The sequence below is a fragment of the Haloarchaeobius amylolyticus genome, from assembly GCF_042678045.1.
GTDB lineage: Archaea > Halobacteriota > Halobacteria > Halobacteriales > Natrialbaceae > Natrinema > Natrinema amylolyticus_A.
On sequence record NZ_JBHUDI010000001.1, the window covers coordinates 339,130 to 364,282 of the forward strand.

The following is a 25,153-nucleotide window of genomic DNA, read 5'->3' on the forward strand; positions in this document are numbered from 1 at the left end:
CGCGGCCCTCGGATCGTTCATCGCCGTCGAAGCCACCAGATCGCCGCGAGCAGGAACACGACCGCGACGGCAGCGAACGGAACGACCGAGTCGACATCGGTCGGCTCGTCGGTGTCAGCGATCGTGACCGGCGTCGTCACCGGATCCGTCCGCGTGCGATCGCCGGTCCCGGTGTCGTAAATGAGCGTGACCTCGACGCCGGTCGTCGTCTCGATCGCGTCCGTGGACGACTCGAGGGCGAACCGAACCGTTTCCGACTCGCCGGCCTCGAGCCGCCCGACGTACGCCGTCGGCGATTCGCTCGAGAGTGGCGGTGTCACGTTCAGCGCGGCGACGATGTCGGTCACCGTCTCGGAGCCGTCGTTCGTCACCCGAACCGTATAGACCCCAGACCCGTCGACTGGAATCCGGTCACGGACCAGCGTGATGTCGAACGAGCGGGCATCGTCGACCGGGATCGGAACTGGCGAGGGACCGCCAGTCACGACTGTTTCGTCGGTGTCGTCGTCATCGTCTTCGTCCTCATCGATGGTGTACTGGACGGTCGCAAACACCGGATATGTCCCCGACTCGACTCTGGCTGCACTGACGTCGATGGTGACGGTCTCGGTCTCGTCGTCGTCGAGTTCCTCGAGGGAGAGCGATTGGCTCGGCTGGGGTGCAGTCGGCGGGCCGAACGTCACCGTCCCTGTCGTCTGTAGCGTGACGACGACGTCCGTCACGTCCTCATCACCGTCGTTTGTCACCTCGAACGTCATCGTCGTCGGTTCACCCGCACGGACGGACTCGTTGTCCGCGACGGCAACCGTGACGTTGTCATCGACCGGTCGTAGTACGGGGATGCCTGCCGTTTCCGCCGTCGATGGTCCCGTCTCCGAGGTGGCGATCGTCTCGTTACCTGCGGGCGCAGGCGGACCGGGTTGAGGGCGGACGGCCGCCCCATCGGCAGTGCCGTCTCCGTCGACCGTCGTGGCCGACTCGTTGCGCGCCGTGGCGTTGTCTGGCGCGCTGACTTGCGGCGCGACACTGCTGCCATCGGGGAGCGAAGCGACACTGCCGACGCCGCTGGCGACCACCACTGCGGCGAGCAAGAGGGTGACAATGTGGCGACGTCGCCGTGTCGGCTCACGCTCCGCGCCTGTCATATCCAACCCGAAACGAGCTATTACAGAATAAACCACGAGGCCCGTTCCAGCCGCGAACAACTGACTTACTCGAGCGCTCGCCGGCCAACAACGTGTTACGTCGCGCCGTCTCATCCGACGGTCCTGCACCTATAAGCCGCTGTCACGCATCTATACCCGACGGTTCGACGCCGCATGCTCGAGATGACCTCGTTCGAGGCCGGCCGTCGGCTCCGCGGATCGCTGTTGCTCGCCGGTGCGCTGATCGCGTTGATCGTCCTCACGGTCGCGCTCTTTCCGTCGATCGAGGAGACGGGTGTCGATTTCGACGCTTATCTCGAGTCGTTGCCGCCGGAAGCGACGCGGGCGTTCGTGGGGAGCGTGACGACGCTGACGACGATCGAGGGGTATCTCGTTTCGCAGCTCTATCAGTTCGGCTGGGTGTTGCTGCTCGCGATTTATTATGCGTACGCCGCCGCATCGACGGTCGCCAGTGAAGTCGAACGCGGCACGGCAGAGATGACGCTGTCGCTACCAGTCTCGCGCACACGGTTCGTCGTCGCGAAGCTTCTGTCACTCATCCCGGGACTGCTCCTCGTCAACGCGATTACTTTCCTGGCGGTCTATCTCGGCGTGGAACTCATCGACGAATCGATTTCTGCGCCCCGTCTGTTTGCCGTCCACGCGTACTCGATTGCGTACTTGCTCGCCTGTGCCGGCGTCGGACTGGTCGCCTCGGTCGCGTTCGATTCCGTCCGTCGGGCACAGACCGTGGGAGCAGGAGCCGTCTTCGGGCTGTTCTTGCTCGATACGTTTACGTTCGACACCGAGTATGAGTGGCTCGGCGACATCGCCTTCTCACGCTACTTCGATCCGGGCGCGATTCTCGTCGACGGCGAGATTGCGTGGCCGGATCTATCACTCCTCGTGATCGCCGTCGTCGTCCTCGTCGTTGCGAGTAGCGAATTCTTCGAGCGACGCGATCTTTCCGGCTGACAGACCACATCCGGCGACTCGGAATACTCTTTTGAGACTGGGGGTAGCACGGAGTGACGATGCCACAGAATCTCCTCGTCCCGTTCGACGGCTCACCGCTGTCCAAACGTGCACTCGAATACGCGTTCGACGAATACGACGACGTCTCCGTCGTCGTGCTACACGTGATCGACCCGACCGATCCCGGCTACAGTTCCGTCATCGATGTCGACGTGCGAAACGAACCACTCCACGGGTCCAAAGACTGGTACGACCGTGCCCACGAGGTCGAAGCACAGCTCTTCGACGAGGCACGCGAGCTGGCCGCCGACGCCGACGGCGAGATCACGACTGAATCGGCAGTCGGCGACCCGGCACGCGAAATCGTCGACTACGCTGAAGCGAACGACATCGACGAGATCGTCATCGGGAGCCACGGCCGCTCCGAGACGAGCCGAACCTTGCTCGGGAGCGTCGCCGAACTGGTCGTCCGCCGTTCGCCGGTGAGCGTCAGCGTGGTTCGCGGGCCAGAGACCTGATGACCATCGTGGAGTAGCTCACCGCTGTTCGACGAGCGCGTCAGTCTTGCTCCGGACCCGGATCGGCTCGAGTCGCTCGGCTAGCGACTCCGCCGCGGAGCGTTTGCTCGCCGTCTCGGCGTAGATCGTATAGAGATCGTCGCCAGTGTCGACCGGATCGGTCGTCGATTTGTGGATCACGAGGCCGGCGCGCGTATCCTTCGGTGCCCCTGCTCGCCGCGCGAGCTCACAGAGTCCTCTGTTGTCGACGCTCGTCACGACGCCCGACCGGTCGGCCTGTACGGTAGTCGATTCGGACCCCGGCTCCAAATCGGCGGGTTCGACGTCCGGATCGCCACCCTGTGCCGCGACGATGCGCCGGAATCGATCGAGCGCCTGCCCCGACTCGAGGATGTCGGCAGCCGACGCGTCGACGCCGCAATGTGCGAGGAGCATCTCGGCCAGCCGGACCGACTTGAGACGGAGCGACTCCGGTCCGTTTCCGTGCAGGACGGCGAGGACATCCCGGGCCTCGAGGAGAGGGCCGATACCGCGCCCGATCGGCTCCGTGCCGTGGGTGATCGCACAGGTGACCGCCACGTCGAGGTGAGCGCCGACGCGCTTGACGTCGTCGGCGAGTTCGCGAGCGTCGGCGAGGCTCTCGACTTTCGCGCCCTCGCCGTAGGGGATGTCGATCACGACGTGCGTCGAGCCGGCGCTGCGCTTTTTCGAGAGCACCGATGCCATGAGTTGCCCCGGTGGGTCGATCGACAGCGGGTTCTCGGCGCGGATGATCGCGTCGTCGACCGGCGAGAGGTCGACGCCGCCGCCCCACACGAGACAGCCGTTCGTCTCCGCCACGATCGACTCGATCTCGTCCATGGTAAACTCCACGTCACAAAAGACCTCCACGACATCTGCGGTCCCGGCCGGCGAGGTGACGGCACGCGAGGAGGTCTTGGGCATCGTCAGGCCGGCCGCCGCGACGATCGAGACGACGATCGGCGTGACGCAGTTGCCCGCCACACCGCCGATCGAGTGTTTGTCGGCGACGACCGGCGTCTCCCACGAGAGTTGCTGGCCGATGTCGGTCATCGCCCGCGTGAGGTGTTTGGTCTCCTGGAGAGAGAGTCCATTCGCGTAAACCCCCGAGACGTACGCGCTCAACTCGATGTCCGACAGCCGGTTCTCGTGGATGTCCTGGACGATCGCCTTGAGTTCGTGGCTCTCGAGTTCGATGTCGTTCAACTTCTTGCGGACGTACTGGACCGATCGGGGCGTTCCGGCAAGGGTCACGTCGACGGGACCGCGAACGTAGTGTAGCGGCTCGGTCACGCCGAGGACGCCCTGTTCGACCAGTTCGTCGGTCACTTTGACGATCCCCGTCGTCGTCGTGCCGTTTTCGTCGATCCGGAGCCGATCGAGCGGGTGTGCACCGAGTTCGTTCGCATCGGCAGTGTTCAACAGAACGAGCGGGCGACTCGTTCCGATGTCGATCGGAGTAGTCTCGAGACGCATTCGTCCGTATCGCACGCTCCGTGCTGGCAAAACGATAGGGGCCGGTTCTCGAGCGCCTGCACGTGGCGGGTCGCCGTCAATGATCGACGGTAACACGACACAGTCCTGTCGAGTGATCAGTGGGTGGCGCTACTAAGACAGCGGGCGTCGATTCTCGAGGTATGTCCGAATCGAACCTCGTGTCCATTCCGGTCGACGATGTCGAACTCGAGGGGGAACTCATCGTCCCCGAGGGGGCGAGCGGACTCGTGGTCTTCGCCCACGGGAGCGGGAGCAGCCGGAAGAGCCCGCGCAACAACTACGTCGCCGACGTGATCCGAGAACGGGGACTGGGGACGCTGCTGTTCGACCTGCTCACCGAAGCCGAGGATCAGACGCGCGAAAACCGGTTCGACATTCCGCTGTTGACCGACCGACTCGTCGCGGTCACCGAGTGGCTGCGGGACCGCCCCGAGACTGCATCGCTCCGGTACGGCTACTTCGGCTCGAGTACCGGTGCCGCGTCGGCCTTGCGAGGGGCCGCCTGCGACACGACCGACATCGACGCCGTCGTCTCCCGCGGTGGCCGCGTCGACCTCGCGTCGCCGGTCCTCGAGGACGTGACGGCCCCCGTGTTGCTCATCGTCGGCGGCAACGACACGCAGGTACTCGACCTGAATCGCGACGCCGCCGACGCGCTCACCTGCGAAACCGAACTGCACGTCGTCGAGGGTGCAGGCCACCTCTTCGAGGGGCCGGGCCAACTCGAGGAAGTCGCCGAGGTAGCGGCCGACTGGTTCGAGACACACCTGCAAGCGCCACACAGCGGCTGACGACCGGTCGTCGAGGGACTGCCTCGTGTACGATCTCGCGTCCGCCCGGCTATCGGACTCCTTTCGATAGTCGTGCCACTGTTTTCATTACCGTAGTCGAATAATATATTCTGTGGGTCGATCCCACGCGCTGTCGCCTGCGAAACCAACCCGCGGTGGCGGGACAGACACCCCCCACCGCACTTGTGCCATCGATATCGGATACTGACGTGGTCTCGAGTGGCGATGCTCGAGTCGTCCTAACCGACTGTTCACGGAACAGGTCGCTGTAACGATCTATTTCGAATACTATTCAGCTTTCTGTGAAGAATGAATGATTCGGTCCTCGAGCGTCGAAATATGGTTTCGAAGTCGTCCGCTATTCAACGCGGTCCGGAAGCTAGTAGTTACAAGCGGCGTTTTAGAGCATATACCCGGGAAGTCACGAGTTTCAGAACGTCACTGCGGACTTGACGCCCGAAGATGGTCGCCGATGGACCCAACCATCCATATAAAAACATATTTGATAAACGACGTATCTCCATATATCACTGTCTTCTGGTAGGTTTCGGAAGTCATAGACTTCCCATTATTTCACGATCGACCGATAGTCGCGCTTATCGGTCGGGAACGTTCTCGCGGACGAACTCGATCGTCTCCTCGATCGACGTTCCGGGACCGAAGATCGCCGCCGCACCTGCTTCTTTGAGATCGTCGCGGTCTTCCTCTGGGATGACGCCCCCGACGAGCACGAGTGTGTCGTCTTTCGCGCCGTACTCTTCTAAGCCGTCCATGATTTTCGGTACGAGCGTGTTGTGGGCCCCGGACAGAATCGAGATGCCGAGGACGTCGATGTCCTCCTGGACTGCGGCCTGAACGATGTCGTCGGGTGCCTTGTGCAGCCCGGAGTAGATGACTTCGAAGCCGGCGTCACGGAACGCTCGAGAGATGACGTGTGCGCCACGGTCGTGGCCGTCGAGACCGACTTTCGCTACCATACACCGAATCGTCCGCTCATCGTTCTCGGTACTCATGGACCGCGGTTCGAAGAGGAGAAGTATGATTCTATCGGAGTCAGACAGTTTCGGCCGTCGAAACCGCGGTCCCGTCCGGGGAAAGAATTAATCTCGGATAGATGGATGACACCATATGTCAATCCGCGACGCGACGACCGACGACGTCGACGCGATCCAACGCGTAGCCCACACCTCATGGGAAGCAGACTATCCAGATATTCTGAGTCGTGAATCGATTCAGGAAGGGGTCGACGACTGGTACACCGAGGCGTTGATTCGCGACTCGATCATCTGGTCGCAGGCGCTCATGCTGGTCGCCGAGCGAGACGGCTCGGTCGTCGGGTTCGCCCACGCTACGTTCGAGCCGGACGAACACACAGGGACGATCCTCCGACTGTACGTCGACCCCGACCATCGCGGTGAGGGGATCGGGAGCGACCTCCTGACAGCGACCCGTGACCGACTGTTCGAACAGGGCGTCGAGCGAATCAGGGCGATGGTCCTCGCGGCAAACGACGTCGGCAACGAGTTCTACCGGAGCTTTGGCTTCGAACACACGGCAACCGAGTCGGTCCAGATCGGCGCGGAGAGCTACGAAGAACGCACGTACGTCCTCGAGCGCGAATTCAAGACACAGTGACGGAAGGCTGTATCAGACTGGGCTGATCTCCTCTCGATAGGCGCCGTGGTGGTCTTCGAAGACCTGCATGATCTCGCCCATCGTCGCGTAGGCCTTGACGGCGTCGACGATGGAGGGCATGACGTTCTCGTCGCGTTCGATCGCGTCCGACAGGGCCTCGAGCGTGGCGTCGACTTCTTCGTCGTCGCGATCGGCTTTGACCTGTTCCAAGCGCTCGAGTTGGCGGTCGCGCGTCGTCTCGTCGACGTGTAATAGCTCCGGCGAGGTGTCTTCCTCGATGGTGTACTCGTTGACGCCGACGACGACTTCCTCGCCGCGTTCGACGCGTTGCTGGTACTCGTAGCTCGCTTCCTGGATTTCACGGTGATAGTAGCCCTGATCGATGCCGTTGAGCACGCCGTCGCGGATCGAGCCGTCGCCCATCTCCTTGATCTCCTCGAGATAGTCCATGATCTCGGCTTCCATCTCGTTGGTGAGTTTCTCGATGGCAAAGGAGCCGCCCAGTGGATCGACGATGTCTGCCGCGCCGGATTCCTCGGCGATGATCTGCTGGGTACGCAGGGCGACGCGGACGGCCTTTTCGCTTGGCAGCGCCAGCGCCTCGTCGAAGCTGTTGGTGTGTAGCGACTGGGTGCCGCCGAAGACGCCGGCCAGTGCCTGGATCGTCACCCGGACGATGTTGTTCAAGGGCTGCTGGGCCGTCAGCGACTGGCCCGCCGTCTGGGTGTGGAACTTCATGCGCTTCGATTCGGGCTGTTCTGCGCCGTACCAGTCTTCCATCACGCGAGCGTAGACGCGACGCGAGGCCCGGAACTTCGCGACCTCCTCGAAGATCGAGTTGTGTGAGTTGAAGAAAAACGACAGCAGTGGGCCGAACTCGTCGACGTCGAGCCCACGATCCAGACAGTCCTCGACGTAGGCGAAGCCGTCGGCGAGCGTGAACGCGGCCTCCTGGGCCGCGGTTGAACCGGCCTCGCGGATGTGATAGCCCGAAATCGAAACCGGGTGGAACTTCGGCGTCTCCTCGACGGCGAACTCGATCGTATCGGTGACGATCTCGAGGGAGGGTTCCGGGGGAATCACCCACTCCTTCTGCGCGATGAACTCCTTGAGCATGTCGTTCTGGAGCGTTCCCCTGACTTCGTTACGGGGGACACCCTGCTGATCGGCCAGCGCGATGTACATCGCGTAGATGACCGCCGCGGAGGGGTTGATCGTAAACGAGGTCGAGACCTCGCCGATGTCGATCCCGTCGAACAGTACCTCCATGTCCCGGAGCGTGTCGACGGCGACACCCTCCTTGCCGACTTCGCCCTCGCTCATCGGGTGGTCAGAATCGATCCCCATCAGCGACGGCATATCGAAGGCCGTCGAGAGGCCGGTCTGGCCCTCGTCGATCAGGTAGTGAAACCGTTCGTTGGTCTCCTCGGCGGTCCCGAAGCCGGCGAACTGACGCATCGTCCACGTGCGCCCGCGATACATCGTCGGGTACGGCCCCCGCGTATACGGCGGCTCGCCGGGGAAGCCGAGGTCCTCGTCGAAGTCGAGATCGGCGATGTCCTCAGGCGTGTAGAGGCGGTCGACCTCGTGGTTCGAAACCGTCGCGAACTGCTCTTTGCGTTCCCCGTGCTCCAAAAACGGCTCGAGCGTCTCGTCTTCCCACGACTCCCGTTGCTGGGAGATCTCTGCCAGCTCTTGCTCGTCGAACATTGTCTAGCGTATAGATGCAACTCTTCTAAAGTTTTGCCCCCGTCAGCATACGGCAGGCCGCCGCAGAATCGATAGTCGGCAACAACGTATGTTGGATGGGGTCACTCCTCGTGAGAAGAATTAACAATAGTAACAAAAGATTCAAGATGGAGAGTTCTGATTACCAGGGTATGGGTGTCAATTACACCACAGAAGTGGCGGACTTCGAGTGGGCAATCCCGGACTCGTACGCGATCACGTCGGTCGTCGCGGACCACGCCGAGTCGGTCGGCGATCGCGTCGCCGTCCGATTCCTCGACGATGAAGGGACCCGCGAGGAACGGACGTACGCCGACATCCGGGACGACATGAACCGGTTTGCCAACGGACTCGAGTCCCTCGGCGTCGGCGAGGGCGACCGGATCATGCACCTGTTCCCGCGCCACCCCGACGCCTTCGCGGTGCAACTCGGGGCGCTGGCGACCGGCTCGCTGTTGGTTCCCTGCTCGTCGATGCTGCGCTCGAAGGACATCGAGTTCCGGGCGAACGACTGCAACGCGACGAGCATCGTCGTCCACGAATCGCTGACCGACATGGTCGAGCCGATTCTCGAGGAGACGCCACTCGAGCGGGTCATCGTCCTCGACGGTTCCGAAGACGACCTGCAGGGCGACGGGTGGACGACGGTCGCGGCCGTCATGGCCGACGGGTCGACCGACTACGATGGCCCCGAGCTGACGGCCGAGGACTCGATGACGATCAACTACACCAGCGGGACGACCGGCCAGCCCAAGCCGGTCCTGCACAAACACCGCTGGCAGTACTGCTTCAACCGGATCAACGCCCCCTACTGGTGGGGCGTCGACGAGGAGACGGATCTCGATGACGAACTGCTGTGGGCCACCACGGGGACGGGCTGGGCGAAGTGGTTCTGGAGCCCGGTCGGGGTCGGCCTGACAACAGGGGCGACCCAACTCATCTACGACGGCGAGTTCGAACCCGACGCCTTCCTCGAGATCCTCGAAGCCGAGGGCGTCACCAAGCTCTGTGCCGTCCCGACCCAGTACCGGATGTTCGCCAACGCCGATCTCGAGGAATACGACGTCCAGCTGAACGACGCGCTTTCGGCGGGCGAACCGCTCAACCGCGAGCCGATCGATCGCATTCAGGACGCCTGGGGGGTAACTCCGCGTGACGGCTACGGCCAGACCGAGACCGTCGCGCTCGTGACGAACTACCCCGGCATCGACGTCAAGCCCGGCAGCATGGGCAAGCCGACGCCCGGCGTCGGCACGACGATCATCGACGTCGACGACGAGGAAGAGGTCGAGGCCGGCGAGATCGGCGAGATCGCCGTCCCGGTCGACTCGCCGGCGATCTTCGACGGCTACTACGAGAAACCGGAGCTCGACGAAGCGAAACTCTCCGGGGAGTACTACCGCACGGGCGACCTCGCCTCCCGCGACGAGGACGGCTACTTCTTCTTCGAGGGTCGAGCCGACGACATCATCATCTCCTCGGGCTACCGGATCGGCCCCTTCGAGGTCGAGGACGCGCTCGTCAGCCACGACGCCGTCGCCGAGGCCGCCGTCGTCGACAGCCCACACGAGGAACGCGGCAGCGTCGTCAAAGCCTACGTGATCCTCGCCGATGGCTACGAGGGCAGTGACAACCTAAAAGACGAGCTACAGGACTTCATGAAAGAGGAGACGGCTCCCTACAAGTATCCCCGTCGGATCGAGTTCACCGACGAACTCCCCAAGACCTCGAGTGGGAAGATCCGCCGCGTCGAACTCCGGCAAGAAGAGCAACAGAAACACGGCCTGTAGCCGGGCCGTCGGCCGCTCGAGTGCAGTTTTTGCTGCAGTTCTGTCCCGTTATTCTGCCGGGTGGAAGACGATGGTCCGCTCGCCGTCCGTCTCGTTGGGTTCGACAGTCGGGGTGACGCGGTCACCGATTTCGACATCGTTCTGATCGATGCCCCGCACGATCCCCGTGAGCCGGACACCGTCGAAGTCGACGACGGCGGTGACGTAGGGCGCGTCGTCCTCGAACTGTGGCGTCGGGACGAACACGGTCGTGTGCGTAACGATCTCGCCGGACGCTGGCAGGTCACGCTGTGCGAGGTCGCGGTCGCCACAGTGGGGACAGGAACGCCGTGGCGGGAGCAGGCCGTGTTCGTTCTCGCAGGCGAGGTAGTAGCCCTCGCCGTCCGCAAGCGCCTCGAGGAACGCGTCGTACTCGCCGTTGGTCACGTCGCTCATTGTTCGATCACCTCCAGCGCGTGCGCTGGCGTCATCGCACTCACAGCACTTCGTTCGTTCATGCGATCACCTCCAGAACGTGAACAGTCGCACTGGCGACCGTGCCACCCGCGTTCTGGGCGACGCCGACCGTCGCGTCGTCGTCGACGGCGTCGGCACGCGGATGGGTTCCGTCGAGCAGCGTGGCCACGGCCGCTACCTGTGCGGCCCCGGTCGCGCCCACGGGATGGCCCTTCGCTTTCAAGCCGCCGGAGAGGTTCACCGGCAGGTCACCATCGCGGCGCGTCTCGCCGCGGCGGGCGGCCCCGATCGCCTCGCCATAGCTGTAGAGCCCGAGCGCCTCGAGTGCGAGGACCTCGGCGATGGTAAAGCAGTCGTGGACCTCAACGAGGGAGATGTCGCTGGGCTCGATATCGGCGTCGTCGTAGGCCGCCTCGGCGGCCTCCCGGGTCGCGGGCGTCCGCGAGAGCGACTGTCGGTCGTGCAGCGCCATCGTATCGCCGCCGTGGCCGGCTCCCGTGATTGCGACGTTGGCCTCGAGGTCGTGTTCCTCGGCATAGGCCGGGGACGTCAACACGAGCGCGGACGCACCGTCGCTGATCGGACAGGCGTCGTACAGGGTAAACGGGGACGCGATCTCGGGCGCACCGAGTGCCTCCTCGACCGTGATCTCCTGCTGGAGGTGGGCGTGGTCGTTGACGAGCGCGTTGTCGTGGTTTTTGACCGCGATGTGGGCTAGATCCTCGTGGGTCCCGCCATACTCGTCGAAGTAGGCCCGTGCCATCAGCGCGTACGCGCCGGGGAAGGTAACGCCCGACCGGACCTCGTAGAGGTCGTCGGCCGCGCCGGCCAGTCCTTTCGTCGCTCCGGCCGTGCCCATGTTCGTCATCCGCTCCATGCCGCCAGCGACGACGACGTCGGCCTCGCCGCTTCTGATCGCGCGAACGGCGTCACGAACCGCGACCCCGCTCGAGGCACAGGCGCTTTCGACCCGTCGGGAAGGGGCGGTCGTGCCGAGTGCCTCCGCCATGAGTGGCCCCTGATGGCCCTGCTCTTCGGAGAGGGTGCCGACGAAGTTGCCATAGAAGAGTTCGTCGACGTCCGCAGCTGGGACTCCCGCGTCCTCGAGGGCGGCGAGGCCGGCCTCCGCGAACATGTCCCTGCCCGTCCGATCGGGATGCGATCCAAACGAAGTCATGCCTGTTCCGGCGAGACGTACCTGCGACATTAGCTACCAGCACTACATATCAGTCGACACGGTATAGCTGTGTCGGACGGCGACCGACGCTGCACATGTCGTCTCGACGACTGACGAGAGTCGGGACATTTACTACGACAGTCCGACCACCACCGAGTGATGGTAGCAAACGTAGAGACGATCGACCGTGTCGGCGTCGTCGGCGCCGGCACGATGGGCAGTGGTATCGCACAGGTCGCCGCGACGGCCGGATACGACGTCGTGATGCGCGACATCGAACAGGAGTTCGTCGACAGCGGCTTCGAAACGATCGACGACAGTCTCGGCCGACTCGTCAACAGGGACGCACTCACCGAAGACGAGGCCGACGCGGCTCGCGACCGGATCACCGGCACGACCGCCCTCGACGACCTCGCGGACTGTGACATCGTCGTCGAGGCCGCGCTCGAGGACCTCGAGGTCAAACGCGACATCTTCGCCGACCTCGATGAAATCTGTCGGGACGACGCCGTCCTCGCGACGAACACGAGCACGCTCTCGATCACCTCGATCGCGAGCGCGACCGAGCGGGCCGCGGATGTCATCGGCCTGCACTTCATGAACCCGGTGCCCGTGATGGAGGGCGTCGAAATCGTCACCGGCGAGAAGACGGCCGACGAGGTCACCGAGCTGGCCCATGCCTTCGCCGAAGACCTGGGGAAGACGACCTGGGAGTCCGACGACAAGCCGGGCTTCGTCACCAACCGCATCCTGATGCCCTGGATCAACGAGGGCATCCGGGCCTACGACGAAGGCGTCGCGACGAAAGAGGACATCGACGCGGGGATGGAACTGGGCACGAACGTTCCGATGGGGCCGCTGACGCTGGCCGACCACATCGGTCTCGACATCTGTCTGCACGCCTCCGAGACGCTCCACGAGGAGTTAGGCGACCGCTACAAGCCGGCCTACCTCCTCAAACGCAAAGTTGAGGCCGGCGAACTCGGCAAGAAGACGGGGAAAGGCTTCTACGACTACGAGTAACGACTCGTCCTACTCGCCTAAGTGCCGTGAGATAACCTCCTTCTGTATTTCAGAGGTTCCCTCGTAGATCGTGGTGATCTTGGCGTCGCGGTAGTAGCGCTCGACGTCGAAGTCCTTGGTGTAGCCGTAGCCGCCGTGGACCTGCACCGCCTCGTCAGCAACGTCGACGGCCGTCTCGCTGGCGAAGTACTTCGCCATGCTCGCCGCCTGCGGATCGAGCCCGTCGTCATTTTTGCGAGCAGCGTCGCGGGTCAGCAGGCGTGCGGCCTGGACGTTCGTCTGCATGTCCGCGAGCTTGTGGGCAATCGCCTGATGGTTTATGATCGGCTCGCCGAACTGCTCGCGCTCGTTGGCGTAGCTCACGGCAGCGTCGAGGGCCGCCTGGGCGACGCCGACCGCCTGGCTGGCGATCGCGATCCGGCCACCGGTCAGGATCGAGAACGCGGCTTTGAGCCCGTCACCGACCTCCGTCAGGCGGTTCTCTTCGGGGATCCGCACGTCGTCGAAGATGAGCGTCGTGGTGTCGCTGGCGCGCAGCCCGAGCTTGTCCTCTTTTTTGCCGACCTCGAGTCCCGGCGTGTCCTTGGGAACCAAAAACTGCGTCACGGTATCGGGGTCGTCGCGGTCGGTCTTCGCGAATAGGATGACGACGCCCGCGCGCTTGCCGTTCGTGATCCACTGTTTCTTCCCGTTGATGACGTACTCGCCGTCCTCGAGCCGTGCTTCAGTACTCATCTCTGCCGGATTCGAACCGGCGTCGGGTTCCGAGAGCGCGAAGGCACCGACCGGCCGGCCGTCGACCATCTCCGGCAGCCACTCGTCTCTGTGCTCGTCGGTGCCGAACTGACGGATACACGACGTAGCCAGGCAGTGCACCGACAGTGCCGTCGCGACCGCCAGGTGGCCCCGCGCCAGTTCCTCGTTGACGATGCTGTAAGTCACTTCGTCGGCGTCGAACCCGCCATACTCCTCAGGGACCGTGAGGCCGGTCAGGTCGAGCTCCGCGAGTCCATCCCAGACGTCCTCCGGAAACGTCTGGGCCTCGTCGTGCTCGTCGACCGTCTCGGCGACTTCTTTCTCGACGAAATCGCGGACGGTGTCCTGTATCAGTTGCTGCTCGGCTGTCAGCTCCATACCGGAGTGTTCGAGAGCGGGGTAGTAAAGCGTGCGATTCCGTTATGCAACCGCCGCCGATGCCGGCGTTACCGCTCGAGACCGCGGTGTGTCACAGATAGATAGCTAAAAATAGCGCCTCTCGAGAAGGGTACATATGACAGTTCGGCAGTCAAGAGAGGCAGCAGTCGAGCGTATCGACGACGGCGATACGGTTGGCGTCGGCGGCTTCGTCGCCGTCGGGATTCCGGAGTACGTACTCGAGGCACTCGGCGAACGCTACGCCGACACGGGCCATCCTCGCGATCTCACGCTCTATCATCCCGCTGCAGAGGGGGACCGACAGGGCAGTGGACTCTCGCATCTGGTCCAGGACGGGATGCTCGAGTGCACGATCGCGAGCCACTGGGGCTTTACGCCCGACCTGATGGAGAAAATCGTCGACAACGAAATCAAAGCCTACAACCTGCCTTTCGGCGCGATGGACCACATGCTCCGGGACACTGCTGCGGGCAAGCCCGGCACGATCAGCCACGTCGGGCTGGGGACGTTCGTCGATCCGCGTCAGGACGGCGCGAAGGCCAACGACGTCACCGACGAGGACATCGTCGAGCTCATGACCGTCGACGGCGAGGAGTACCTCTTCTATCACTCGGTACCGATCGACGTGGCGATCATCCGGGGGACGACGGCCGACGAGAACGGTAACATCACCATGGAGCGGGAAGCCCTCGACTCGAACGTGCTAGCGATGGCCCAGGCCGCCCACAACTCCGGCGGCACCGTGATCGCCCAGGTCGAGCGCGTCACGGAGTCGGGCACGCTCACCGCGCGCGACGTGGCCGTCCCCGGCGTGCTGGTCGATTCCGTCGTCGAAGCGCCGCCGAGTCACCACCAGCAGACGTACGCGGAAGACTACAATCCTGCCTACAGCGGCGAGATCAAACAGCCGACCGACGACGAGCGCGAGCCGCTCCCACTCGACGTGCGAACCATCATCGCCCGGCGTGCCGCGATGGAACTCGAGCCGGATTCGGTCATCAACCTCGGCGTTGGTGTCCCGGAACTCGTCCCGGTCGTCGCGGCCGAGGGCGGCGTCGACGACGAGATCACCCAGACCGTCGAGTCGGGGCCGGTCGGCGGCGCTGCCTCCGGCGACATCAGCTTCGGGACCGCGGTCAACCACGAAGCGCTGGTCTCCTCGACCCAGCAGTTCGACTTTTACGACGGCGGCGGCCTCGACATGGGCTTTCTGGGGATGGCACAGGCCGACGCGATGGGCAACATCAACGTCAGCCGATTCGGCTCGCAGCTGCCCGGCTGTGGTGGCTTCATCAACATCACCCAGAACGCCGAGAAGGTCGTCTTCTGTGGCACCTTGACGACCGACGGCCTCGAGATCGAGGCCGGCGACGGCGAACTCTCGATCGAGAGTGAGGGGACGAGCTCGAAGTTCGTCGACTCGGTCGAGCAGATCACCTTCAGCGGCGAGTACGCCGTCGAAATCGACCAGCCGATCGTCTACGTGACCGAACGCGCCGTCTTTGAGCTCACTCCGGACGGACTCGAGCTCACGGAAGTCGCACCCGGCATTGACGTCGAGGACGACGTCATCGACCCGATGGGTTTCGAGCCGCTCGTGGCCGAGGACCTCGCGGAGATGTCCCCTGCACTCTTTGCCGACGAGCCGCTCGACCTGACCGACGCGGTCTAAGCTGTGCCCTGCGGGGCTGTCGCCCCTGGAGCGCCGGAGCAGGAACGATTAAGCAACCGCACCGAAAACCGGTTTTCCATGGTTGCGTACGACAACCTCTCGATCGATCACGACGACGGCGTCGCGACTGTCACGCTCGAGAGCACGGCCGGGCGAAACGCACTCTCCCTCGAGATGGCAAACGAACTGGTGTCGGCGGCGACGACCCTCGGCGAGGACCCCGACACGCGCTGTATCGTCCTCACGCACGCGGGCGATTTCTTCGGTTCTGGCGCGGATCTCACCGCCCTCTCCGGCGACGGCTCCGATGCAGCACACATCCGGGAGCTGGCCGGCCGGGCCCACGAAGCGATCGTGCAGTTCCATCGGGCGGAGACACCAGTTGTCGGTGGCGTCAACGGCATCGCTGCCGGGCTCGGCTTCAGCCTGACGCTGTTCCCGGACCTGCTGGTGCTCGGCGAGGACACGACGCTCAAGTTCGCGTATCCGGGGATCGGACTGACCGGCGACGGCGGCGCGACGTTTTTCCTGCCGCGGCTCGTCGGTCTCCGGACCGCCAAGGAGCTCGTCCTGAAAGACGAGCCCATCGGTCCCGAGGAAGCCCGCGAGCTGGGACTGGCCAACGAGGTCGTCCCCGCCGACGAGTTCGACGACCGGCTGGCCGAACTCGCTGCCGAGCTTGCGGCAGGGCCGACCCAGGCGTTCGGGACGACGACCCGCCTGCTGACAGACAGCTACGACCGGTCGCTCGAGCGACAGCTCGCAGCGGAGACCGATGGCATCGCAGCCGCGACGCGAACGGAGGATTACGAGCGCGGCCTCGAGGCCTTTTTCGGCGACGACGAGCCAGACTTCGTCGGCCGCTAAGGGTGTAGGCCGAGTATAAACAGGAGATGTTTCCCCTTCGATAACCTGTGACACTGAACGTGATCATTTATCACACTGTGTGTCGAACCGAGCGGATATGCATCTCGGAGTAGTCATCCCGCGGACCGGCACGCACGACCCGACCGACCTCGCGATCAGCGCCGAAGCACAGGGGTACGACTCCGTCTGGATGGGCGAGCTGTGGGGCTCGAGCTCGGTCGTGAAACTCAGCGAGATCGCCGCGCTGACCGACGAAGTCGAACTCGGCACCGCGATCGTCAACGTGTTCTCGCGGACGCCGGCCGTTCTCGCGATGACCGCCGCGACGCTCGACCGCGTTGCCGACGGCCGTGCATCGCTGGGCGTCGGCACGAGCACGCCCACTGCCGTTGAGACGATTCACGGGAAGTCGTTCGAACGACCAGTGCGGCGCTCTCACGAGACCATCGAGATCATCCAGCACATCTTGACCGACGACGAGCCGGTCGACTACGACGGCGAGCTCGTCAGCGTCTCAGGTGTCCCGCCGCTGGATCGGGACGTGCCGGTCTACCACGCGGCGCTTGGTCCCGCGAACCGCCGGGTCGTCGGCCGCCTCTGTGACGGGTGGCTGCCACACAACATCCCCTTTTCCCAACTGGACGAGGCGTTCGAGGTCGTCGAAACGAGCGCTCGAGAACGGGATCGCGATCCCGAGGAGATCACGATCGCTCCATACGTCCCGTCGGCCGTCAGCGAGGACCCCGAAGAGGCCTACGACGCCGTTCGCGGTCACATCGCCTACTACGCGGGCAGTGCCGAGGGCTACCGGAACGCGATCGCCACCGCGTTTCCCGACCGGGTCGAGCGTGTCGCCGAGGCCTGGCAGGCGGGCGACCGCGCCGACGCGACGGCGCTGGTCACCGACGAAATGGTCGACGACCTCGGCGTCGCCGGAACGCCATCCGAAGCTCGACAGCGGCTCCGCGAGCTGGTCAACGAGACGATCGTCGACCGGCCGCTCGTGACGATTCCGGAGCAAGCCGCCGACGACGTGGCCGAAGACACGATCGAGGCGCTGGCACCGGTCGCCGACGACTGATCGCTGTTCCAGCGGATGAGGTTCAGACGTAGTCCAGGTTGACCTGCGTCACGTTCGCCGACCGCTTGACGATATCGGCGATCTCCTCGCGGCGCGCCTCGTCGATTCGGCTCTGTGGGCCACAGACACAGATCGCCCCGCGGATCTCGCCGCTCTTGTCCAGCACCGGTGCGGAGATACAGACCATGCCTGCGATGCGTTCGCCCTCGTCGATGGCGTACCCCTGTTCGCGGATCTCCTCGAGTTGGTCGAAGAGCACGTCGGGATCCGTGACGGTCCGGTTGGTCATCTCGACGAGCCCCTGTCGATCGATGATCTCTTCGACGCGCTCGTCGGACATGTGTGCCAAGATCGCTTTTCCGGGAGCCGCTGCGTGCAGCGGCATGCGCGCGCCGGGATACGCGAACAGATTGACAGCATCGGGACCTTCCTGCACCGCGACGATCACACACTGGTCGTTTTCCTCGACCATCAGCGTCACGTGCTCGCCGGTCTCCGCCGCGATGTCCTGGAGTTCGTCGCTGACGGCCTGAAACACTTCGAGGCGGTGGCGCTGTCGATGACCAACCTCGAGAAACCGGGTCGTCGTCGAATACTCCTTGTCTTCGACCGTGACGTAGCCCGTCTCGACGAGCGCCTGCAGATAGTTGTGAACGGTGCTGACGGGCATCTCGAGGCGATCCGCGAGTTCCGAGACCCGCCCGCCGCCGTTTTCCGCGAGTTCGTCGACGATCCTGAACGCCCGTTCGACCGATCGGTTTGACGCGCCCGTCATCACTCTGTGCATGCCACCGAACTCATAGAAGTCTTTCGGCTCTCCCGAATGAAGTTTCGGGCAGTTCGTGTCGATTTCGGTCGAGGAGACGGAAGACACCCGGTCGGCAGCAGCAGTGTGGACTCGAGAAGGCACGCGTTGCCGGACTCAATGGCGGCTATCTGGCAAAAACGTCTCTGAGCTGGTGCGAAACGAGAGGCAATTCCGTTTCGGACGTCCCGAAACGCATTTCTCTCGATATCACGGCCTATTTGTCGTGTTCTGGCTGCTCGAACTCCCACACTACCGAATAGGAAACATTCGGTTCAACCGAAATCGAATAGCGGCCGAATACGGTCGTGCAACTGCACCGGATCGATCGTCCGACGACCATACCATGTTCGTTGCCCCGAACATTACAATCATATGGTTGTAACGCAGAGACCAAGGACTGGCTTACACAAACAATTATATTATACACTGGTCAGATACCAATAGTATTCGGAAGACATATATTATTAAGCAGACATCGTAGCAGTACTGCCAGATGAGAATACATTTGTACTGAATCTAATCATAACTACCGACAAATGAACAGAACTTAGGGGAGAATACAGCTAACAGAGCTGTGGTGTATGCTGAACCGGCTGTTGTGGTGGAGGGGAATTTATTATAAGAAATATGTTGTTCACACATATTCATAATTCTAACGACTATTAGTGTGAGGTGGTTCTATATCCCGGGCATTCGGCTGACAACACGACGCCCACGTTACCTGTGCTCCGAGTCCATTCAGCGTGGAAACCCATACGATTTAGTCATATACCGTACTTGTCCGTGGTATGGTTCGACGAAGCGTTTTGTTCTCCCCCGGCGATAAGCCCGAGCTCATGCGGAAGGCGGCGATGGGAGACGCAGACGTCGTCGTGTTCGACCTCGAGGACGCCGTCGCGCCGGGTGACAAGGGCCAGGCACGTGAGGCCGTCCGCGAGGTCCTCGACGAGACCGATCCGGACTGCGAGGTCGCCGTTCGCGTGAATCCGATCGGCCTGGGAGCGATGGCCGACCTCGAGGCGATCCTCGAGGGGCCACGCCCGGACAGTGTGATGGTGCCGAAAACGGAAGCTGAGACGGATATCCAGCGAGTTCAGGCGCGCCTCGAGGAAGCCGACGCGTCCTGCCCGGTACTGGCACTGATCGAATCCGCGGCGGGCGTCCTTCGGGCCGACGAGATCGCCGCGGTCGACGCGACTGACGCGCTGCTGTTCGGGGCCGAAGACCTCGCGGCCGATATCGGTGCGACGCGCACGGGCGAGGGTATAGAAGTGTTGTACGCGCGCGAACGAACGGTGATCGCGGCCAGCGCTGCCAGTATCGACGCGATCGACATCGTCTTTACCGACTACGGGGATACGGACGGCCTCCGCGAAGAAACGGCGTTCGCCAGACAGCTCGGCTACGACGGGAAAATGGCGATTCACCCCGACCAAGTGCCGGTTATCAACGATGCATTCACACCCAGCGACGACGACATCGAGTGGGCAGAACGCGTTCTCGCGGCCCGTGACAGCGCGGACACGGGTGTGTTCGAAGTCGACGGAGAGATGATCGACGCACCACTCATCGCACAGGCCGAACGGATCCTCGAGCGCGCCGACGAGACTGACAACTGAAACGGTCTGCTGTCCCGGGTTCCCGGGACAACCGCAGGTCTGATCGCGGTTGGACCGGCACTGACTAACAGGAGCCCGTATGAGACGGCCCCGGGCGCTTATCGCGCCTGTTCGATTCCTTCGAGTGCCTCGGGATTCTCGATGCTGCTCATATCACCGAGATCCTCGCCGGTGTAGGTCGCTTCGACCGCCCGGCGGATGATCTTGCCCGACTGCGTTTTGGGGAACACATCGACGAATAGCACCTCGCGTGGGCGGAACGGTTTGCCCAGTTCCTCGCCGACCTGTGCGCGCAGTTCATCGCGTAACTCGTCGGTTTCCGCGCCCCCGTCCTCGAGGACGACGTAGGTGACGACGGCGGTGCCGGTCGTTTCATCGGGCGCGCCGATGGCGGCGGCCTGGTTGACTGCTTCGTGGTCGATGAGCGCCCCCTCGACTTCGGCGGGGCCGACCTTCCGCCCAGCCACGTTCAGTGCGTCGTCGGCGCGGCCGTGGAGGAACCAGAAGCCGTCTTCGTCCTTCTGCGCCCAATCGCCGTGGTCCCACAGCGGCGGATCCTCGAACGTCGACCAGTACTCCTCGAGATAGCGGTCGTCGCCCGACCACAGCGACTTGGTCATCGAGGGACAGGAGTCCCTGGCGACGAGGTAGCCGCGTTCGTGATCCTCCTTGACGGAGTTGCCCGCGCTGTCGACGATGTCGATATCCATCCCCAGTCCGGGACCGCCCAACGTACAGGGTTTCAGCGGCTGCGTCGGTAACGGCATCAGGAAACAGCCCATGATTTCGGTCCCGCCGGAGATGTTGATGATCGGGCACTCGCCGCCGCCGACGTGTTCGTAGAACCATTGCCAGGATTCGGGGTCCCACGGCTCGCCAGTCGACCCCAGGATGCGGAGCGAGGAGAGGTCGTGGCTCTCGAGCCACTGATCGCCGTGCTTGCGCAGCGTGCGAATCGCGGTCGGCGAGATGCCGAACTGCGTGACGCTGTGGCGGTCGATCAGATCCCAGAACCGATCGGGCTCGGGGTAGTCGGGTGCGCCCTCGTACATGACGACGGTCCCACCGAAGGCGTGCGTGCCGATCAACGTCCACGGGCCCATCATCCAGCCGATATCGGAGACCCAGAAGAACCGATCCGTGGGTTTGAGGTCGAACCCGAAGTGTAGTTCCTTGGCCGGCTGGACGAGCGCGCCGGCGTGGGTGTGGACGATCCCCTTCGGTTTCCCCGTCGTCCCCGACGAGTACAGCAGCATCGATTCCTGGCTCGAGCCGAGCGATTTCGTCTCGTACGCGTCGTCCTGGGAGGTGACGGCGTCGGTCCAGCTCTCGTCCCGGCCGTCGACCCAGGGAATCTCGTCGGTCCCGACGTGGCCCAGGCGGTCGTAGACGATGGTATGCTCGACGTAGCCCGCGTCCGCGATCGCCTCGTCGGCACTCGCTTTGAGGCGAACCTCGCTGCCGCGCCGCTGGAAGCCGTCGCCGGTAAACAGGACCGAACACTCCGCGTCCGCGATCCGCGTCGCCGTCGCGTCGACGCCGAAGCCCGAGAAGATCGGGACTGCGATCGCGCCGACCTTGAAACAGCCATAGAGGATCGCGATGACTTCGGGCACCATCGGCATGTAGAGCCCCACGGTGTCACCAGCCTCGATGCCGCGTTCCTCGAGCGCGTTGGCCACCTGATTGGTCTGCCGGTGGAGGTCCTGATACGTGATCTCCCGTACTTCGCCGTCTTCGCCCTCCCAGAGACAGGCGACCGCGTTCCGCGTCTCACTGTCGGCGGCCGCGTGGCGGTCGACGGTGTTGTGGGCGATGTTGAGCTCGCCGCTGGGGTACCAGTCGGTGAACTGCGGGCCCTCGCTATCGTCTCGCACCTCGTCGTAGTCCTCGTAAAACTCGAGGCCCAGATAGTCGACCACTTCGTCCCAGAACCACTCGAGGCCCGACTCCGGGACACCGTCGACCTCGGTGGTCGTGCGCTCGATGAGCGCATCGTAGTCGTCGATGCCGTACGTCTGCATGAACTGCCGGACGTTCGTCGATTCGACGAACGCCTGACTCGGTTCGTGTGCGATCTCGTCTATTTGTGTTAACTCTTTCATGTATATTGTTTCCCTCTGTGAACGGCTGGTTGGCTGTCGATACGTCGTGCGATGGCAGCAACCGATGGGAACACATATTCCGTCATCGGTCGTTGCGGCCCGTATGAAGGCCGTCGTCCGGACGAATTTCGACGACAGCGTCTCCGCCTACGATGCCTACGAGCAGCGAACCGGCCGGTTCACCGCACTCGCCAAACTGTTAGCCGCCGAACTGTCGGCGCGAGCCGACGGTCCCTTCGACACCGTCCTCGACGCCGGTGCCGGCACGGGCGTGAGCACACGCGTCTTCGCCCAGCGGGCACAGCGAACGGTCGCACTGGACATCAGCCGCGAGATGCTACGCGAACTCGAGGCCGCGCCGCGAGTCGAGGCTGACTTCGATCACCTGCCGTTCGTCGATGGCGCGTTCGACGGCGTTGCGTTTACCGCGTCGCTCTTTCTCGTGCCCGATCCGGCGGTCGCGACGCGAGAGGCCGCCCGCGTCCTGCGGCCGGGCGGGGTCGTCGGTGCCGTCGCGCCGCTTGGCTGGGTCGACGCCGACGGCACGGACGTCTTCGCCGACCTCGAGCGCGACTCGCGGTCGCCGACGGGTGCCGACGCGATCGAAGCGGCGCTGGCCGACGAATTCACCGTCACCACGGGCACCTGGCGGTTCGCGACGACGGCCGAGGACGTTCGGCGCTTCCACGCGATTCCGGCGATGGCGGCGCGGCTCTATCCGCGACTCGCCGCCGACGAACGCGTCGCGAAGGCGCGGGAATTGCTCGCGGACCTCGAGGGGACCGTCGAACAGCGGTGGCGATGGATCGTCGGCGTCGCGGAGTGACCCGGTTCGACCGCGACCAGTCAGCATCGCTACGTCGCGTGTTCGCGTTTCAGTGAGAGCGCCGTTCGGTCGAATTCACAGACCAGCAACTCCTCGTCAGTGTTTATTTTGAACACTTCGACGTGCATGGTGACGATGCCGCGCTCGCCGTCGCTGGTCTCGCGTTTGTCGGTGACCGTCGACTGGATCCGAATCGTGTCCCCGTGGTAGACGGGGTTCGGGTGTTCGACGTTGTCGTACGAGAGGTTCGCGACGATCGTCCCGTCGGTGGTGTCGGGGATCGTAAGCCCGACGGCCAGGCTCATCGTGTAGAGCCCGTTGACCAGCCGCCCGTCGAACTGCGTCTCCGCAGCGAACTCGGCGTCGAGATGCAGGGGCTGCTGGTTCATCGTCATGTCACAGAACTGTTGGTTGTCGCGTTCGCTAATCGTCCGTCGCTTCTCGTGTTCGATGGTCTCGCCGACCTCGAAGTCCTCGTAGTAACGTCCTGTCATGGCTGTCGTAGGTAGTAAACGGGTAGCGGGTGATCAGAGGACCGTCCCGTGTTTCTTGTCGGGCAGGTCCTTGTCGATGTCCTCGTAGAACGCAAAGCGGTTCGTGAGTTCCTCCCGCAGACTGCTCGGCGGGACGATCTCGTCGATGACGACTTCGCTCGCCATCCGGTGGATGTCGATGTCCTCGCGGTACTCCTCGCGGAGTTCCTGTTCTTTGCGCTCACGCTCGTCCTCGTCGTCGATCTCGGCGAGCTTGCGCGCGTAGACGGCGTTGATCGCCGCTTCGGGCCCCATGATGGCGATCTCGCCAGAGGGAAGGCCGATGACGCTCTCGGGATCGTAGGCCGGGCCGGACATCGCGTAGATGCCCGCGCCGTATGCCTTCCGGACGACGACCGACTGTTTGGGCACCGTCGCCGAGGACGTCGCGTAGATCATCTTCTTGCCCTGCTCTAAGATGCCGTCTTTCTCGACCTGCGAACCGGCCATGAAGCCCGGCGTATCACAGAGGTACAGCAGGGGGACGTCGTAGGCGTCGCAGGTCCAGATGAACTGCGCTGCCTTCTCGGCGGCGTCCGGGAAGATCGCACCCGCGCGGTGGGCGGGTTGGTTGGCGACGATCCCGACCGGCCGGCCGTCGATCCTCGCGAAGGCAGTGATGATCTCCTTGCCGAACTCCGGCCGGAGCTCGAGCGTCGAGCCGGCGTCGACCACCCGGTCGATGACGTCGAACATGTCGTAGCCCTTGTTGGGCTCCTGAGGAACGACGGCGTCGATGCCCTCGGGCGAGGCGACCGGTGCCTGACCGTCCGTCTGGGGTGGTTTCTCGTCCGCATTGTTCGGCAGGTAACTGATGAGTTGGGCGACCAGCTCCCGGGCATGTTCCTCGTCGTCGGCGACGAGGTCCGCACTCCCCGAGTATTGGGCGTGGACGTCCGGGCCACCGAGTTCTTGCAGATCGATCTGTTCGCCGGTGACCATCTCGACCATGCGTGGACTGGCGATGGCCATCGCCGACATGTCCCGGACCATGACCGTGAAGTCGGCGAACACGGGCGTGTAGGCCGCGCCGGCGATACAGGGGCCATAGAGGATGCAGATCTGTGGCACGCGTCCGGAGAGCATCGAGTGGTTGTAGTAGTACTTCCCGATGCCCTCGCGGTTCGCGAAGAAGCCGGTCTGCTGATCGATCCGGCCACCCGAGGAGTCCATCAGGTACAACACCGGCTTGCCCGTCTTCAGCGCGCGCTGTTGCATCCGCAGGAACTTCTCGACGCCCTTCGCGGCCATGCTGCCGCGTTTGACCGTGTAGTCGTTGGCCATGAAGTGGACGTCCCGGCCCTCGAACTCGGCGGCGCCCGTAATTAGGCCATCGGCCGGCAACTGGTCGTCGGCGTCGAACTCCGCGAACCGGCCGTCCTCGAAGAGGAAGTCGTCGCCGAACCAGAGGTCGATCCGGTCGCGGACGAACAGCTTGCCTTCTTCGGGCAGTTGTTCCTTGTACTTCTCTGGGCCACCCTCGAGGATCTCGTCGATCTCCTCGAGCAGCGCCTCCTCGCGGGCGGTCGGCCCGAGGTCTGCCTCTGGCTGGGCCTCGGCTTCGGCCGCAGCCGTGGTGTCGCCGTCGCCGTCGTAGGACGCGCTGCTGATCTCGTCACCGCCGTCGGTGACGACGGTGACGTCCTCACGGTACTGCGACGCCACGGCTTCGGCGATCGCCCGTGCCTCCGTTTCGGTCGTATCGTCTGAAATCTTGATTTGCATGACTGA

22 protein-coding genes are annotated in these 25,153 nt (G+C 63.7%); 11 read left to right on the plus strand and 11 right to left on the minus strand.

What is annotated here, in order from left to right; genetic code table 11:
- Nucleotides 1–17: 17 nt before the first annotated feature.
- Nucleotides 18–1,145, minus strand: a complete 1,128-nt coding sequence (locus ACFR99_RS01725; protein ID WP_390283767.1) for a COG1361 S-layer family protein — start codon at nucleotides 1,143–1,145, stop codon at nucleotides 18–20.
- Between the two features lie 174 nt (nucleotides 1,146–1,319).
- Between ACFR99_RS01725 and ACFR99_RS01730 the strand changes: the two genes are divergently transcribed.
- Both ACFR99_RS01730 and ACFR99_RS01735 read left to right on the plus strand, forming a co-directional pair.
- Nucleotides 1,320–2,120 carry an ABC transporter permease gene (locus ACFR99_RS01730; protein WP_390283769.1) on the plus strand — a complete coding sequence of 267 codons (801 nt, stop codon included), beginning with the start codon at nucleotides 1,320–1,322 and terminating at the stop codon, nucleotides 2,118–2,120.
- 59 nt (nucleotides 2,121–2,179) lie between these two features.
- Nucleotides 2,180–2,638 (plus strand): universal stress protein, encoded by a 459-nt coding sequence (locus ACFR99_RS01735; protein WP_390283771.1) that lies wholly within the window; start codon nucleotides 2,180–2,182, stop codon nucleotides 2,636–2,638.
- 18 nt (nucleotides 2,639–2,656) lie between these two features.
- Here ACFR99_RS01735 and ACFR99_RS01740 read toward each other — a convergent pair whose 3' ends face one another.
- Nucleotides 2,657–4,135, minus strand: coding sequence for an AMP phosphorylase (locus ACFR99_RS01740; protein WP_390283773.1), 1,479 nt, complete (start codon nucleotides 4,133–4,135; stop codon nucleotides 2,657–2,659).
- A gap of 161 nt (nucleotides 4,136–4,296) precedes the next feature.
- Between ACFR99_RS01740 and ACFR99_RS01745 the strand changes: the two genes are divergently transcribed.
- Complete coding sequence (locus tag ACFR99_RS01745; protein ID WP_390283775.1) at nucleotides 4,297–4,947, plus strand: dienelactone hydrolase family protein; 651 nt, start codon at nucleotides 4,297–4,299, stop codon at nucleotides 4,945–4,947.
- A 596-nt stretch (nucleotides 4,948–5,543) separates the two neighbouring features.
- Here ACFR99_RS01745 and ACFR99_RS01750 read toward each other — a convergent pair.
- A complete protein-coding gene (locus ACFR99_RS01750; RefSeq protein WP_390283777.1) occupies nucleotides 5,544–5,960 on the minus strand; it encodes a cobalamin B12-binding domain-containing protein in 417 nt (138 codons plus the stop codon).
- A 115-nt stretch (nucleotides 5,961–6,075) separates the two neighbouring features.
- Here ACFR99_RS01750 and ACFR99_RS01755 point away from each other — a divergent pair, with 115 nt between their 5' ends.
- Nucleotides 6,076–6,582 (plus strand): GNAT family N-acetyltransferase, encoded by a 507-nt coding sequence (locus ACFR99_RS01755; RefSeq protein WP_390283779.1) that lies wholly within the window; start codon nucleotides 6,076–6,078, stop codon nucleotides 6,580–6,582.
- Between the two features lie 12 nt (nucleotides 6,583–6,594).
- Here ACFR99_RS01755 and ACFR99_RS01760 read toward each other — a convergent pair whose 3' ends face one another.
- Entirely contained in the window at nucleotides 6,595–8,292 is a 1,698-nt protein-coding gene (locus ACFR99_RS01760; RefSeq protein WP_390283781.1) for an acyl-CoA mutase large subunit family protein, read from the minus strand.
- A gap of 170 nt (nucleotides 8,293–8,462) precedes the next feature.
- Here ACFR99_RS01760 and ACFR99_RS01765 point away from each other — a divergent pair, with 170 nt between their 5' ends.
- Nucleotides 8,463–10,100: an acyl-CoA synthetase gene (locus ACFR99_RS01765; RefSeq protein WP_390283783.1), complete on the plus strand. Its 1,638-nt coding sequence runs from the start codon at nucleotides 8,463–8,465 to the stop codon at nucleotides 10,098–10,100.
- A gap of 48 nt (nucleotides 10,101–10,148) precedes the next feature.
- On the opposite strand, the gene ACFR99_RS01770 is transcribed toward ACFR99_RS01765, so the two are convergent.
- Together ACFR99_RS01770 and ACFR99_RS01775 are read right to left on the minus strand one after the other, a co-directional pair.
- Nucleotides 10,149–10,535: a Zn-ribbon domain-containing OB-fold protein gene (locus ACFR99_RS01770; RefSeq protein WP_390283785.1), complete on the minus strand. Its 387-nt coding sequence runs from the start codon at nucleotides 10,533–10,535 to the stop codon at nucleotides 10,149–10,151.
- 58 nt (nucleotides 10,536–10,593) lie between these two features.
- Complete coding sequence (locus ACFR99_RS01775) at nucleotides 10,594–11,763, minus strand: thiolase C-terminal domain-containing protein (RefSeq protein ID WP_390283787.1); 1,170 nt, start codon at nucleotides 11,761–11,763, stop codon at nucleotides 10,594–10,596.
- Nucleotides 11,764–11,892: 129 nt separating this feature from the next.
- Here ACFR99_RS01775 and ACFR99_RS01780 point away from each other — a divergent pair, with 129 nt between their 5' ends.
- Entirely contained in the window at nucleotides 11,893–12,756 is an 864-nt protein-coding gene (locus ACFR99_RS01780) for a 3-hydroxyacyl-CoA dehydrogenase family protein (RefSeq protein WP_390283789.1), read from the plus strand.
- A gap of 9 nt (nucleotides 12,757–12,765) precedes the next feature.
- Here ACFR99_RS01780 and ACFR99_RS01785 read toward each other — a convergent pair whose 3' ends face one another.
- Nucleotides 12,766–13,890 (minus strand): acyl-CoA dehydrogenase family protein, encoded by a 1,125-nt coding sequence (locus tag ACFR99_RS01785; RefSeq protein ID WP_390283791.1) that lies wholly within the window; start codon nucleotides 13,888–13,890, stop codon nucleotides 12,766–12,768.
- 136 nt (nucleotides 13,891–14,026) lie between these two features.
- Here ACFR99_RS01785 and ACFR99_RS01790 point away from each other — a divergent pair, with 136 nt between their 5' ends.
- The 3 genes from ACFR99_RS01790 to ACFR99_RS01800 all read left to right on the plus strand — a co-directional run bounded on the left by ACFR99_RS01790 (nucleotide 14,027) and on the right by ACFR99_RS01800 (nucleotide 17,531).
- Nucleotides 14,027–15,583, plus strand: a complete 1,557-nt coding sequence (locus ACFR99_RS01790; protein ID WP_390283793.1) for an acyl CoA:acetate/3-ketoacid CoA transferase — start codon at nucleotides 14,027–14,029, stop codon at nucleotides 15,581–15,583.
- Nucleotides 15,584–15,661: 78 nt separating this feature from the next.
- A complete protein-coding gene (locus tag ACFR99_RS01795; protein ID WP_390283795.1) occupies nucleotides 15,662–16,450 on the plus strand; it encodes an enoyl-CoA hydratase/isomerase family protein in 789 nt (262 codons plus the stop codon).
- 97 nt (nucleotides 16,451–16,547) lie between these two features.
- Nucleotides 16,548–17,531, plus strand: coding sequence for an LLM class flavin-dependent oxidoreductase (locus ACFR99_RS01800; protein ID WP_390283797.1), 984 nt, complete (start codon nucleotides 16,548–16,550; stop codon nucleotides 17,529–17,531).
- A gap of 22 nt (nucleotides 17,532–17,553) precedes the next feature.
- Here ACFR99_RS01800 and ACFR99_RS01805 read toward each other — a convergent pair whose 3' ends face one another.
- Nucleotides 17,554–18,306, minus strand: coding sequence for an IclR family transcriptional regulator (locus tag ACFR99_RS01805; RefSeq protein ID WP_390283799.1), 753 nt, complete (start codon nucleotides 18,304–18,306; stop codon nucleotides 17,554–17,556).
- Between the two features lie 821 nt (nucleotides 18,307–19,127).
- Between ACFR99_RS01805 and ACFR99_RS01810 the strand changes: the two genes are divergently transcribed.
- Nucleotides 19,128–19,958, plus strand: coding sequence for an HpcH/HpaI aldolase/citrate lyase family protein (locus ACFR99_RS01810; RefSeq protein WP_390283801.1), 831 nt, complete (start codon nucleotides 19,128–19,130; stop codon nucleotides 19,956–19,958).
- Between the two features lie 98 nt (nucleotides 19,959–20,056).
- On the opposite strand, the gene ACFR99_RS01815 is transcribed toward ACFR99_RS01810, so the two are convergent.
- Nucleotides 20,057–22,063 carry an AMP-binding protein gene (locus tag ACFR99_RS01815; protein WP_390283803.1) on the minus strand — a complete coding sequence of 669 codons (2,007 nt, stop codon included), beginning with the start codon at nucleotides 22,061–22,063 and terminating at the stop codon, nucleotides 20,057–20,059.
- A gap of 103 nt (nucleotides 22,064–22,166) precedes the next feature.
- Between ACFR99_RS01815 and ACFR99_RS01820 the strand changes: the two genes are divergently transcribed.
- Nucleotides 22,167–22,889: a class I SAM-dependent methyltransferase gene (locus tag ACFR99_RS01820; protein WP_390283805.1), complete on the plus strand. Its 723-nt coding sequence runs from the start codon at nucleotides 22,167–22,169 to the stop codon at nucleotides 22,887–22,889.
- Nucleotides 22,890–22,918: 29 nt separating this feature from the next.
- On the opposite strand, the gene ACFR99_RS01825 is transcribed toward ACFR99_RS01820, so the two are convergent.
- Nucleotides 22,919–23,383 carry a MaoC family dehydratase gene (locus ACFR99_RS01825; RefSeq protein ID WP_390283807.1) on the minus strand — a complete coding sequence of 155 codons (465 nt, stop codon included), beginning with the start codon at nucleotides 23,381–23,383 and terminating at the stop codon, nucleotides 22,919–22,921.
- Between the two features lie 33 nt (nucleotides 23,384–23,416).
- Nucleotides 23,417–25,147: an acyl-CoA carboxylase subunit beta gene (locus tag ACFR99_RS01830; protein WP_390283809.1), complete on the minus strand. Its 1,731-nt coding sequence runs from the start codon at nucleotides 25,145–25,147 to the stop codon at nucleotides 23,417–23,419.
- Nucleotides 25,148–25,153: the final 6 nt, after the last annotated feature.